Annotated in this window: 6 protein-coding genes; 2 read left to right on the forward strand and 4 right to left on the reverse strand. The window is 57.7% G+C overall.

Features of this window, described 5'->3' with window-relative positions; translation table 11 throughout:
- Window positions 1-285 precede the first annotated feature (285 nt).
- Window positions 286-795 carry a GNAT family N-acetyltransferase gene (locus tag UC15_RS23880; RefSeq protein ID WP_112291503.1) on the forward strand — a complete coding sequence of 170 codons (510 nt, stop codon included), beginning with the start codon at window positions 286-288 and terminating at the stop codon, window positions 793-795.
- On the opposite strand, the gene UC15_RS23885 is transcribed toward UC15_RS23880, so the two are convergent.
- Window positions 792-2,018 carry an MFS transporter gene (locus tag UC15_RS23885; protein WP_112291505.1) on the reverse strand — a complete coding sequence of 409 codons (1,227 nt, stop codon included), beginning with the start codon at window positions 2,016-2,018 and terminating at the stop codon, window positions 792-794. The two genes, UC15_RS23880 and UC15_RS23885, sit on opposite strands and share 4 nt — an antisense overlap.
- A 197-nt stretch (window positions 2,019-2,215) precedes the next feature.
- On the opposite strand from UC15_RS23885, the gene UC15_RS23890 reads away from it, so the two are divergent.
- Complete coding sequence (locus UC15_RS23890; RefSeq protein WP_112291507.1) at window positions 2,216-3,916, forward strand: lysophospholipid acyltransferase family protein; 1,701 nt, start codon at window positions 2,216-2,218, stop codon at window positions 3,914-3,916.
- Between the two features lie 76 nt (window positions 3,917-3,992).
- On the opposite strand, the gene UC15_RS23895 is transcribed toward UC15_RS23890, so the two are convergent.
- The 3 genes from UC15_RS23895 to UC15_RS23905 all read right to left on the reverse strand — a co-directional run.
- A complete protein-coding gene (locus UC15_RS23895; protein ID WP_112291508.1) occupies window positions 3,993-5,168 on the reverse strand; it encodes an HlyD family type I secretion periplasmic adaptor subunit in 1,176 nt (391 codons plus the stop codon).
- On the reverse strand, window positions 5,168-7,354 hold the full coding sequence (locus UC15_RS23900) for a type I secretion system permease/ATPase (protein WP_232829981.1): 2,187 nt from the start codon (window positions 7,352-7,354) through the stop codon (window positions 5,168-5,170). The genes UC15_RS23895 and UC15_RS23900 overlap by 1 nt, the downstream gene beginning before the upstream one ends.
- A 106-nt stretch (window positions 7,355-7,460) precedes the next feature.
- On the reverse strand, window positions 7,461-14,486 hold a 7,026-nt coding region (locus UC15_RS23905), incomplete at its 5' end, for an Ig-like domain-containing protein (protein ID WP_157961030.1).

A 14,486-nucleotide genomic window follows, 5' to 3' on the forward strand; every position in this document is an offset into this window, starting at 1 on the left:
GTGAGCGAACGCAGCCAACGAACCCACGGCTCAAAATATGAAGAAAAAAAAAGCCAGCATAAGGCTGGCTAAGTAATACTGGAAGCAATGTGAGCAATGTCGTGCATTCATGGGGACCCGTTTGACCTTGGTGTGAGGCCATCCCCGGAACGCATGGCAATAATAATCATTATCATTCGCACTTGTAAAGCATTTTTTTTCACCAAACATTCAATTGACAGTTTTCCTATTCCTGATAAATGTAGAGGATATTCAAACAGTAAACACAAAAAGAGGAGTGTCGCCATGAGCGAAATAGTCATTCGTCACGCTGAAGCCGCAGATGCAGAGGCGCTTCAGCACCTATACGCTCAGGTTCCTGTTTACAGCGACACACTACAACTTCCTTATCCGCCCTCCACGCTCTGGGAAGACCGGCTTGCTAACGCCGCGCCCGGCCGGTTCGCGCTGGTGGCGTGCATCGACGGCAAACTGGTCGGCAATCTGACCTTAATGGTCGAGCAGCCGTGGCGACGCCGCCATGTGGCAACGTTCGGGATTGGTGTGGATACGCAATTTCAGGGGCGAGGCGTCGGCAGCAAGCTTATCGAAGCTGCCCTTGAGTTATGCGACAAATGGCTGCACGTGACCCGCGTTGAACTGACGGTCTATGCCGATAACGAGGCTGCTATCGGGCTGTACAAAAAGTTCGGTTTCAGCGTTGAAGGCCTCAGCCCGTGCTACGCCATGCGTGACGGCGAGCTGGTGGATACGCTGCATATGGGCCGCATCCGTGGCCTCCGGCAGGCGGTTTAATCGGTACTGACAGAGGCGCTGGTTTCCGGCGAGGGCTGACGTAACAGCAACCGCAGACCCAGCGCCATCGCGATACATACCAGCAAGGCCGAGCCGGGATAGATCGCATCAATCCCGGCCTGCGCCATCAGCACACCGGCCAGCGGGCCGGTAATTCCCAGAGATAAATCCAGAAACGCCGAATAGGTCGCCAGCGCGCTGCCCTGATTTTCCTGCGGCAATTTCTTCACCGCCACCACGCCCAGCGCCGGATACACCAGCGAGAATCCTACGCCGGTAATAAACGCACCGGCCATCGCTGCCCATGCGGTCGGGGCGAAAAAAACCATCATCAGCCCGGCGATTTCCACCACAAAACAGGCCAGCGCCACCTGCAATCCGCCAAAACGCGTAATGCTGTTGGGCAGTAACAGCCGCATGCCGACAAATGCCACGCTGAAGAAAGTCAGCGAGAACGCCGCGCCCGACCAGCCTTTGGCGGCGTAAAACAGGGTGATGAAGGTGGCGATCACACCAAAGCCGGTGGACGCCAGCGCCAGCATCATGCCGTACGGCATGATCTTGCCCAGCACCTGACGGAACGGAATTTGCGTGGACGCCGTGCCGGTTACCGGCGGTTTGCGCCATGCGGTGATTAACGCCGCCAGCGCCACCAGAATGATGCAGGCCGACAGCAGCATCAGTCCGCCGAGACTAAAAATCAGCACGCCGAGCGGTGCGCCAATGGCCATCGCGCCATAGGTCACCACGCCGCTCCACGAAATCACTTTGCCGATATGCAGCGAACCTACCATGCTGATCCCCCACAGCGTCGAGCCTGTTCCGGCAAAACTTTGCCCTGCGCCCAGTAATATCCGTCCGGCGCACAACAACGCCAGGCTGACCGCCGGTGACGCATCAAATCCCAGCGCCAGCAGATAAAACACGCCGCTGAGCAGACAACCGCTCAGCCCGAACATCACCACCCTCTTCGGCCCGATTTTATCGGCATAACGCCCGGCATACGGACGGCTCAGCAGCGTGGCGAAATATTGCAGGCTGATCACCAGCCCGGCCCAGAACGCGCTGTAACCAAGATGTTCGTGGACGTAACCCGGCAAAATCGCCAGCGGCAGGCCAATGGTCAGATAGTTGGCAAAGTTGAACACCAGAATGGAGAGAATTCGCAGCGTGGTCTTAGACGGGCTGACCGCAGCAAGGTCGGGCGAAGCAGGTTCAGGCATGGAAATTCGTGTCTCACGAAGAAGGTTCAGGCATGTTGCGAAGCCGTAAATGAGTCTTTGACTTTATTAGCAATTGATGACTTTCGCAACAAATTGAACCGCTGTTTTATTCAGGCTTCCCCGTACTGCCATCAAAGTGACACATCACTGTCATGCGCCCTGATTATGGTCGGGAGACTTCAACCGGAGGACATCCTATGTTCAGCATGGATACCCTGTTTCAGGATCTCGACCCGCAGCACAAAACCCCTTCCTGGCAACGCCGTCTGTTAAAAATCTTATTCCGCGAAAAAGAATTTCACCGCTTTGCCAGTCAGTATCAGCACCTGAAAGGGATTGATATGGCCGAGCAGGTGCTGGAGCATTTTACTATTCGCTGTGAACTGACGGAACGTGACCGCGAGCAAATCCCGAGTTACGGGCCGGTGGTGATTGTCGCCAACCATCCGATTGGTACGCTGGACGGTCTGGCGCTGCTGCACGCGGTGGCGTCGGTGCGTCCGGATGTCAAAGTGGTGGCGAACCAGTTGTTGTCGCTGGTGTCCTCGCTGGGCAGTTTGATGATCCCGGTGGACAATATGGGCAACCGCACGCGGCGCAATCAGGTGACACAGATGCAGGAACATCTGGAGAATCAGGGCGTGCTGATTGTGTTCCCGGCGGGTGAAGTCTCCCGCATGAGTTCCAAAGGCGTGCGCGACGGCAAATGGCACACCGGTTTTCTGCGTCTGGCGGCCAAAGCCCGTGCGCCGGTGGTGCCGGTACATATCAGCGGCAGCAACAGCGCGCTGTTTTATCTCACGTCGATGATTTACCGCCCGCTCAGCACGCTATTGCTGGTGCATGAAATGTTCGGCCAGCGCGGCAACAGCCTGACGCTGAAAATTGGCGCACGCATTCCGTACTCCAGCTGGCACGACGGACAAATGCAGGCAGGCGATCTGGCGGCGCGTTTTCGTAAACATCTTTACCGCCTCGGCGCAGGTAAACCGGGGCTGTTCCACACTGAAACCTCAATTGCCCGTGCGGAAGATCGCGCCGTACTGAAACATGCACTGGAAGCCAGTGAAGTGCTGGGCAAAACGCCGGACGGCAAAATGATTTATCTCTATCGTCGTCACGGCGAGGATTACGTCCCCGTTCTGCGCGAGCTGGGGCGTCTGCGGGAAATTGCGTTCCGCGCCGTCGGTGAAGGCAGCGGTCGCCGCCGTGATCTCGATGGCTACGACGACGATTATTATCATCTGGTCTTATGGGATCCGCAGGCGCTGGAAATCGTCGGCGCTTACCGGTTTATCCCGACCGCCGATCAGGTCGCCAGCAAAGGACTGAACGGAATTTACAGCCAGAGTCTGTTCCAGTACGGCCATCAGATGGACCCGATTCTGGCGCAGGGCATCGAACTCGGACGCAGCTTTATTCAGCCCGCTTACTGGGGCAAACGCGGGCTGGATTACCTGTGGCTGGGCATTGGCGCGTATCTGGCGAAATATCCGCAGACGCGTTATCTGTTTGGTCCGGTGTCGATTTCCGGCGGAATGCCGCTGCCCGCCCGCGATTTGCTGGTAGCGTTTTATCGCCTGTATTTTGCGCCGGCGTTACCGCTGGCGACCTCGCGCCGCCCGTATCCGGCTTCGCTGCCCGATGTGCTGGCACAGTTTTGCGGCGACGATTATCAGGAAGATTTGCTACGTCTGAAGCGCTTACTGACCAATCTCGGATGCAGTATTCCGGCGCTGTATAAGCAGTATTCAGAACTATGTGAAAGCGGCGGCGTGCAGTTCATTGATTTCGGCAGCGACCCCGAATTCAACAACTGTATTGATGGTCTGGTGCTGGTGGATCTCAGCCAGCTAAAACCGGCAAAGTACGAACGGTATATTGCTGTGCATCACTGATTCAGCTGGCTGAACACCGGTAATAAAAAAAACTGCAGCACTCAGGCTGCAGTTTTTCAGAGGGCGGGAAGGAAGATTAACGCTCCCTGAGCGCTTCGTTCATTTTGTTGAGCGGCTTCAGCAGATAATCAAGAATGCTTTTGTTGCCGGTTTTGATATCTACCGTCGCGATCATGCCGGGGAAAATATAAAACTTCTCGTGGTGTTTATTTTCCAGATAATTGGAGCTGGTTTTGATATTCACCCGGTAATAGTAAACATCACGGCGCACTTCATCCTGGATCGTGTCCGGAGAAATGGTGGTCACTTCGCCGTCGAAACTGCCGTAGATGGAATAGTCATAGGCGGTAATCTTCACTTTGGCTTTTTGCCCCGGATGAATAAACGCCACATCCCGCGGGGAAATCTGCGCTTCCACCAGCATCTGATCGTCGATCGGAACCAGCGTCATCAGCTTGCCATTCGGCGGGATCACGCCGCCGACGGTATTAACGTCGATATTCTTCACAATCCCTTTGACCGGCGAGAAGAATTCCAGACGATTCAGTGAGTCTTTACGCCCTAAAATCACCGAGCGCTGCGCTTCAATCTCGGCGTTGGCTTTTGCCAGCTCTTCACCGGCGCGCACGTGATACTGCGTTTCGAGATCGGTCGCCTTGCTTTCCATTTCATTAATCTGGCGTTGCAGACGCAGCACTTCCACGTCACTGGCCGCGCCCTGTTTGACCAGCGGCACGGTCATCGACAGCTCACGACGGATCAGCGTCACGCCCTGTTTCAGGCCAGTTAACTGCTTTTCCAGACTGTTGCGGCTGGAGTTGTACAGTTCAGTTTCTGATTTCACCAGCTCCGGCTCGTCATCCAGCTCTTGCGGAAACACCAGCGGCGTGTTGTTGATCTGCGCCGTCAAACGCGCCGCCGTCGCCAGCGCGGCATGTAAACGCGCCACGCTTTCCTGGACGCCGGATTCGGTTTTGGTCCGGTCGAGCTGCGCCAGACGCTGCCCGCGTTCCACCACTTCGCCTTCCTGCACGTCGATGCTGTGAACAATTCCGCCTTCCAGCGACTGCACGATCTGCTCGTGAGAAGAAGGAATGACTTTACCGGTGCCGGTGGTGACTTCATCCAGGGTGTAGAAATTCGCCCACAGGAAAAAACACAGCAGCATCAGCGATAAGGCCCACACCAGAAGGGTGGAGCGTGGCAGTGCTTTTTCTGCCTGCTGGCGCTGGAATGATGTGCGTCCGTTCATCATGATGCCTCCTGTTTAACCGGCGGTTTCACGGGCTGTTGCGCCGCTGCCGGTGCCTGTCCTTTTTGCCTGAAATGCTTGTTGAGGATTTCGTCTTTGTTACCGTCGAGAGAAATCCGTCCGTTATCCATGACGATGATGCGATCCACCAGCTGTAACAGCGCCAGACGGTGCGTGGCGACGACCAGCGTTTTGTCTTTTGTCCAGCCGGAGAGCTGATTGATCAGATTCCATTCAGAAATCTCATCCAGCCATGCGGTCGGTTCATCGAGCAACAAAACCTGCGGCTGGGTGATGATATTACGCGCCAGCAACAGTGCCTGACGCTGACCGCCGGAAAGTCCGACACCGCCTTCATGAATGAGGAAATTCAGACCGTTCTCTTTTTGCTGCACAAACGTCAGCGCACCGCTGATGACCAGCGCCTGATGAATTTCTTCGTCAGTGGCCTGCGGGCGTCCCATAGTGATGTTGTCGCGCACCGACCCGAAGAACAGGCTGGCATTCTGGTTATGCAGCGCGACGTCACGGCGTAAATCCGCCGGATCAATCTGTTTAATATTGACGTTATCGAGCACCACCTGCCCTTGCTGAACCTGCTGCATACCCGCCAGCACCTGCAACAGCGTCGATTTGCCCGCACCGTTTTTGCCCAGCACAGCGATTTTCTCACCCGGTTTGATGTGCAGTTTTGCAATGGTCAGATTGGCGACTTTCTCTTCCTCATCGTAATAAAACACCGCGTCATGCAGCGCGTAATCACCGGTGATTTGCGCCTTGTGGACCATCTTCTGACCGTCTTCCTGATCAATCGGGCGCTGCATCAGTTCATCCAGCCCTTTACGCGCGACTTTCGCCTGCTGCCAGCGGGAAAGTACGCCGGAAATCTGCGCCAGCGGCGCAATGGTACGTGAGGCCAGAATCGTGGTGCCGACCAGCGCACCGGTAGTCATATCGCCGCTCATCACCAGATAACACCCGACCAGCAGCACCACGGCGTAGACGATGGACTGCACTTCCTGCGTCCAGGTCATCAGCATGCTGGTCAGAAAACGCTGACGCATACTGATATCCGCCGACACTTCATTGCAGTGATTCCACTGGTTCTGAAAACGTTGTTCGGCGCGCATGAGTTTGATGTCTTCCAGAGATTCCACCGCTTCCACCAGCGACGCATTACGCACCGCCGATTCGCGCATCCCTTCACTGGCCAGTTTCGCCAGCGGTTTCTGGATCAGTAATCCGGGGATCAGCAACAGCGGCAGCGCCAGTAACACGACAAACACCAGCGGACCGCCAATCATCCACAAAATCACCGTGAACAGCAGGAAGAACGGCAGGTCGGCCATCACGCTGATGGTGGTCGAGGTGATCAGTTCACGTACTGATTCCAGCTCGCGGATTTGCGAAATAAAGGAGCCGGTGGATTTGGAACGGGCACCGTTTTTAATGCGCAGTGCGCGGCCAAAAACGCGGTCGGAAATACGCAAATCAGCGCGCTTACCCACTACGTCCGAAATATGGACGCGCACCATGCGCATCACGAATTCAAAGGTGATCGCCAGCATCACACCGGCAAATAACACCCACAGTGTCGGGATAGATTGCGACGGCACCACGCGGTCATACACCTGCATGGAAAACAACATGCCCGCCAGCGCCAGCACGTTGGCAATCATCGACGCCAGCATGATGTCGCTGTAACGACGCCAGTCTTTCAGCGCCAGATCCCAGAACCAATTTTTCTTGTACGGTTTGATGTAGTTATCAACGCGCGCATCGGGAATGGTATGCAGCGGTCGCAGCAGCGTGATGCTTTGCGCCCGCTCAGAAAGTTGTTCAGACGTCAGGGTGGTTTCCAGCCCGTTATCTTCAGTAAATTGCACGGCGCACTGGCCGCTGGCGTCCAGATGTGTCACCACACCCAGCCGGCCGTTATCGAGCGTGACCACAAACGGCACACTGACCGGATCCAAATCACGCGGATGCAAATCACGGGTCACGCGCCCCAGCCCGAGCTTTTTTGCCATTTCATCAAGCACGACGTCAGCCGGTGAACCCATTTCCCACGCGATAGTGGCTTTAACGTGTTCTTCTGAATAATCCAGACGGTAGTGTTTCGCGATATCGAGCATGGCTTTCAGCCAGGCGGTGTAGCCTTTATCTAACATGGTCTCTTTTTTCATCTTCATTCTTCCCTAATTCATTCTTCCTTCACGCTCATTCCGGAACATGAACAGGCCATCCGCAGAAGCGGAACAGGGTATTTCCCCTGCTCCGCTCTGCGACTGATTAACCGACAATCAGCTGATGGTTCGCCAGCAACGTCGCCAGATCGGTATGCACGTTATTCAGCGTGGCGATGGTCGTCATCGACTGCGCTGAACCACTGCCATCCATATCCACCTTGATGACGGTATTGTTGCCTTCTGTGGTCACCGACAGGTAATCGGTGATGTTGCCCGCCGAGGCATCGAGCGTCGCCACGCCATTGACGTAGCTGGCCGAGCCCGTGCCGGTGTAACCGCCGGACTGCAACAGCTCGCTCAGATCCAGACGGTCTGAGTTCGCCGTGCCTTCCCATGTGCCGACCGTAAAGCCGTTGATGGTATCCGAGCCGTTACCGCCGGTGGCGTCAGCGCTGTCCAGCAACTTGTACAGCAGCGTGTCGTGCCCGCCGTTGCCTAAGTTGAAGGTATCGTTGCCGCCGCGCCCTTCGAACACGTTATCGCCCGCACTGCCGGTGAACACATCGTCATAGTTCGATCCGGCAATTCCCTCGATATCCCTGAAGGTTGACGTGTTGAACCCGGTGTTCTGCGCGTTACTGCTGCTCAGATCCACCGTGACGCCGCTGGTGGCATTGCGGAAATCGACGATGTCCTGACCGCCGGTGGCGCTCCATGTCGCATGGTCTGACGTGGTGCTCCAGCCGCCGGAGCCGTTGTACACATAGGTGCCGCTTTCCGCGATAAATGTATCGTTGTAGCCGGTACCGGTGATCGTCCCGCTGTTACCGCCGGTTGCCGCATCTGCGGTTAACGAGTAGCTGCTGGTGCCATCGCCTGCGGTCAGGTCATTCCAGGTCGCATTGGATGACACGCCGTTGATGTTACGTACCAGCACTGCCGAATAGGTTTCATTCGGATCCAGCCCGTAGAAATTCACCAGCGCCGAGGCATCGTTAATACCGATACCTGACTGGGCGTTGATGATCTGCGAGGCCACCAGTTCACCGGCAGAGTTATAAAGCTGCACGGTGTTGCCGTAGAACACGTTCATCCCTTCGCCGTCGAGAATGCGCAGGTGGATCGCCGTGCCGTCAGCAATAGTGCTGTTGTTAGCGATGTACACCACTTTGCCGTTGGCCTGCGATACCAGCAGATCCTGCGTCCCGTTCCAGTCGTAATCGAGGGTCGCAATCCCCGTTACGTTGACCAGCGATGACGCCAGCGCGCTGTTTGTCCAGCCTTTGCCGGTGCCGTCGTTCAGATACAACGTGGCGGTCTGGCTGCCGGAATAGGTGCTGAACTTGATGATGTCCATATCACCGTCACCGTCCCAGTCCACGGCGGCTGACAGATAACCGGCTGACGCTGCGTTCGTGGTCGATGTTTCCACCGCCGTTGGCGTAGTCAGCAACGTTCCCTGCCCGCTGTTGTAGTAAATCGCGCCACCATAGTTGTACGTTCCGTTCGGATTCAGGCCGGAGGAAATGTACAAGTCCATCAGACCGTCGCCGTTGAAATCCGCCCAGGTCATAGACACGGCCGTGGTGGTGTTCGCGGCATTAGGCACAAACACGTTGGCGATGCTCTGCGTTTCCGACAATGTGCCGGTCCCGTTATTGTTCACCACCGTCAGGGCGTACGCGCCGTTGCGGTTGGTGTGCTGAACGATATCCACGGTACCGTCGTTATTGATATCCACACCGGAGATTTCGCGATAAGAAACTCCGGCAAGGCCCGCCGCACCGTTGGTGCCGTCTGGGGTCACCACGCCATTGTTGTTGACCAGATAAGTACGGGAGTCACCACCGGCATCGCCGTAAGCCAGATCAACCCAGCCGTCACCGGTTTTGTCGTAAGCAATCACGCCGCCGTACCAGATCAGCGTGCCGATCGCCTGCTGCCCGTAGGTATAAGTGCCGTCCGTGTTCGCCGTCCATTTGCCCTGAATATAGCCACCGTAGTTGGTTTCCGTCGCATAAATGTCTGACGTGCCGTTACGGTCGGTATCGGCCAGCGTGTAGCTCACCACGATATTGCCGCGTGAGTTGGTCAGCGTGGTGCCGGTATAACTGTTCAGGCCAGAACTGGTGTAATCGGAAATACCGGTGACAATGTTCCACAAACCGCCGCTGTTCAGGCTGAAAGCCATGGCATTGGTCGATGTGGCACCCGCAGTGGTTGCCCAGCTGGTGTCCACCGCCGTTTCTGCATAAATCACTATCGCGCTGGTGCTGATGCCGGCATCGTTACCGTTACCTGCGCTGCTTCTGACCTGCGCGGTCACGTCATAACTTGCCAGTCCGAGCGCGCCCGGCACCTGCAGATACCAGGTGTTGTTCAGCGGATCGACCACCACGGCGCCGCCGGTTTCCGACGTGTAGGTCACGCCGTTGACCACCACCTGCACATACATCCCTTCGCCCAGCGCTTCGGACAAGGTACCGCTGATGATCGGCGTCGTATCCTGCGTGGATTCTGGCGTCACGGTGGCAATCGTGGTCGGAATCGACGTATCTACCGTCAGGGTGAAATCAGTGGACGACGTGGTGTTCCCCGCCAGATCCTGCGATTTCGCCACATAGATATACGTGCCGTCCGCCAGCGCTGAATCGGAGAAGGTCCACGCCAGACCGACTACCGTAGCGACGCCGACATACACGCCGTTACGGTAGATTTTCAGCACTTCGCCATCGGCCAGCGCCTTGCTCAGCGTGCCGCTCAGCGTCGGTGCAGTTTCATCGGTGTACGTGCCGGAACCGAACGAACCCGTGCGATCGCCTTCGTCATCGGAATACTGAACGATGGTCGCCACGGCTTCAGGGTTCAGCGTGTCGATAACCACGGTCTGGCTGCCGATGGTGCCGATGTTGCCCGCCTGATCGATAACCCGAACCTGCACGTTGTAATTACCGTCCGCCAGCACGGTGCCGGTCGCGTCATAACTCCAGCCCAGACCGTTGACCACCACGTCAGACCAGGTTTTACCGCCGTCGAGGCTAATTTGCGCCCTTTCATCGGTGGCGAGTGCCGCGCTCAGTGAACCGGTCATCGTCAGCGTATTGTCGCTGGTGATGAAGTCACTGGCGGAATCGCCGGTATCATTGCTGATCGCTTCAATGGTGATGATTTGCGTCGGCGCGGTGGTGTCAATCGTCACCACCTGCTGCGCGGTCTGACCGACGTTCCCGGCCTGATCCACCACGCGAACCTGATACAGCGTCTGCCCGTCCGTCAGCGTGCGGCCATCAACGTAAGTCCAGGTGCTGCCCTGCAGCGTCACGGTGGTCCAGGTTGCGCCGTTATCAACGCTGATCTGCACCACTTCACCCGGACTCAGTTCCGCGCCAATTGACCCTTTGACCGTCAGCGAGGTATCGCTGGTGACAAAATCGCTGGCAGAAGAACCGGTGTCCGTCGTGATGCTGTCGATGGTCACGGTTTTGCTGCTGTCCGGCGCAATGGTATCGACGGTAACCACTTTCGAGGTCACGTTACCGACGTTACCCGCCGCATCGACCACGCGGACGTTGTAGGTGTAATCACCGTCGGTAAGCGTGCGGCCATCGGTAAATGTCCAGCCGGTGCCGATCGTCGTCGCGTTCGCCCACGTCAGACCGCCGTCGACACTCACCTGCACCACTTCGTCGGCAGCCAGCGTTGCGCCAAGCGAACCGGTGACGGTCAGCGAGGTGTCACTGGTTACGAAGTCAGTGCTGCTCAGACCGGTATCCGTGCTGATGGCATCAACGCTGACCGTTTTGCTGCTGTCCGGTGCGGTAGTATCAATCGTGACCACCTGACTGGCGGTCGCGCCGACGTTACCGGCCAGATCCACCACCCGCATCTGGTAGTTGTAATCCCCGTCGGTCAGCGTGCGCCCGTCGATGTACGTCCAGGTCAGGCCGCTGATACTGACGTCATTCCAGGTCGTGCCACCGTCGAGGCTGATTTGTGCGTACTCATCCGCCCCCAGCGTCGCACCGAGCGTGCCGCGCAGGTTGATGGTGGTGTCGCTGGTGATAAAGTCGCTGCTGCTCAGGCCGGTATCCTGCGAAATCGCATCGATACTGATGGTCTGGCTGGCGTCCGGTGCCACGGTGTCAATCACCACCGTCTGCGACGCCGTTGATCCGACGTTACCCGCCGCGTCAATCACCCGCACGTTATAGGTGTAACTGCCATCCGCCAGCGCGCTTCCCTGCGCGTAGCTCCAGGTGGTTCCGGTCACGGTCAGCGTGGTCCAGGTCACCCCGCCATCCAGGCTGATTTGCGCGGACTCGTTGTTACCCAAAGCCGCAGACAACGCGCCTTTGAGCGTGATGGTGTTATCGCTGGTCACGAAATCGCTGGTGCTGCGACCGGTGTCATCGCTGACCGAATCAATGCTGATGGTCATCGATGGCGCGGTGGTATCCACCGCAATGTCGTGGCTGGCCGAACCGCTGTTACCGATGCTGTTGGTGACCGATGCCGTGATGCTGTAATTCTCACCATCCGCCAGCGCGTTCACGGCATTGGCGCTCAGGTTCAGCGTCCAGCTCTGATCGTTTGCCACCTGCGTGGTGTACGTCACACCATTCAGGGTCACGGTCACGGTCGAACCGGCCGCTGCGGTTGAGGTACCGGTGATCGCCAGCGGACCACTGTGTTCCGCCGCGCTGACCACATCGTCCTGCGCGAAGGTGTTGATGGTGATTTCAGGTACGGCACCGCTGAGGCTGACAGAAGAATCTGTCGCCGCCGGATTACCCGCCACATCTTTCACGGATGCAGTGACGGTATAACTGCCGTCTGCCGCGCCGTTGAAATCCGCCGCAGGCACATTCACGCTCCACGTGCCGCCGGTAGTGACGGTGGCGTGGTATTCGCGATTGTTAAAGGTCACGGTGACAATCTGTCCCGCTTCCGCCGACGTGGTGCCGCTGATGGTCTGACCCGCCAGCTGCTCGGTTGTGTTGATGATGTCATCACCGGCGATGGTGCTGATGGTCAGCGTTGGCGCAACCGTATCGACAATCACTGAGGTATTGGCAGATGCCGGATTCCCCGCCACGTCGGTAGTGCTGGCGGTGACCGTCAGCGTGCCGTCTTTGAGGGCTGCCACGTCGTCCGCCGGAACATTCACCGACCAGGTGCCGTTGGTATTCACGGTGGTGGTGTAAGTTTCATTGTTGAGCGTCACGCTGACCGTCTGACCCGGCTGCGCGGTAGACGTGCCGCTGAGCGTCAGCGGCTGGCCAAGTTCGGCGGCATTCAGCATGCCATCGGCGGTGACCGGATTGATCAGCAGCGCAGGCGCGGTAGCATCAACCGCCACGTTGTGCGTTGTGCTGGCCGTATTGCCCGCCGCATCGCTGGCACTGGCGCTCACGGTGTAATTACCGTCCGCAATCGCCGCCAGATCGTTTGACGGAACGCTCAGCGTCCATGCGCCGTTCGCGCCGACTTCTGCGGTATAACTTTTTCCGTTCAGCACCACGGTCACTTCAGTGCCCGTCGCCAGCATGTCGCTGCCGCCAGAAATCGTCAGGCTGGTGCCCTTTTCCGCCGCATTGATAATGTCGTCCTGCGCAATCGTGTCGATGCTCAGGCTGACCGCACTGGCATTCACGGTGATCAGGTGATCGCTGCTGCCGGTGTTGCCCGCGCTGTCGGTAATACTGACAGAAATCGTGTTCTCGCCGGAGGCCAGCCCCTTAATCACGCCAGCCGGAACGCCGACACTCCAGTTGCCGCTGGCATCCACCACCGTGGAATAAGTGACTCCGCCAATCACCAGCGTGACCAGATTGCCCGGCTGGGTGCCGGTGCTGCCGCCGCTAATGACCTGTGCCTGCGAGTGTTCCGTCGCGTTCAGCACATCGTCGCCCGCCACTGTATTCACGCTGACGACCGGCGCGGTGATATCCACCAGAACTGAACCGCTGACAGAAGAACTGTTGCCCGCCACGTCTTTCACCGTCGCGTTCACAGCGTAGGTACCGTCGGTCAGCGCCGAGGCGTCCGCCGCCGGAACCGACGTGCTCCAGCTGCCGTCGGTGCCAACGGTCGCGGTGTATTCGTTGCCGTTCAGGGTGATGGTCACCACCTGACCCGCTTCGGCGGTAGACGTCCCGCTCAGCACCACATCTGCACCGGCTTCCGCGCTGTTGAGCACATTGTCACCGGCGATGGTGTTGATGGTGATGGCTGGCGCAGAGGCATCCACTTCCGCCGTATTCGCCGCGCTGGCGCTGTTGCCTGCCACATTGGTAACGCTGGCGGTTGCGGTGACGTCGCCGTCTTTCAGGCTGGTCATATCGCCAGCCGGAACTTTCACGCTCCAGCTGCCGTTGTCCTGCACAGTCGCGGTATAGGTGTGACCCGCAAAATTCACGGTCACGGTCTGTCCGGCTTCGACGTTTTGAGTCGAACCGCTCAGCGTCAGATCTGCCGCTTTTTCTGCTGCGTTAATGATGTCGTCCACCGCGATGGTATCCACGGAGATCGCCACGCTGCTCAGATCGACGGTGACGTTATTAGAAATCGTCACTGAGTTACCCGAAGCATCGCTGCCGGTCACGCTAATCGCAAGCTGACCCGCTGGCCAGTTCGCCACGTCCGCAGCCGGAACCGCCGCAGACCACGCGCCGTTCGCGCCAACGGTCGCCTGATAATCGACGCCGTTGATGGTCACGGTCACGCTGCTGCCCGCTGCGATATCGGTGCTGGTGCCGCTGACGATCTGGTTCTGCTGGATCTCGATGCTGTTGACGACATCGTCGCCAGCAACGGTGTTGATACGCAGACCCGGCAGACCGGCGTCGATGTTGATCTCACGATCGTTGGTGCCGGTGTTGCCGTGCTGATTGGTCACGGATGCATTGATGGTCAGGTCGCCGTCGCCAAATCCTTTCAGATCCGCAGAAGGTACGCTGACGCTCCAGCTCAGGTCGTCCTGAACGGTCGTGGTGTAAGTCTTACCGCCGAGCGTAATGGTGACGGTATCGCCCGCCGCCGCGTTGGTGACCTTGCCGCTGATAGTCTGATCGGCATTGATTTCCGTGGCGTTAACGATGTTGTCCGTAGCCACCGGGCTGATGCTCAC

This window comes from Rahnella sp. AN3-3W3, assembly GCF_003263545.1.
In the GTDB taxonomy this organism is placed as follows: Bacteria; Pseudomonadota; Gammaproteobacteria; order Enterobacterales; family Enterobacteriaceae; genus Rahnella; species Rahnella variigena.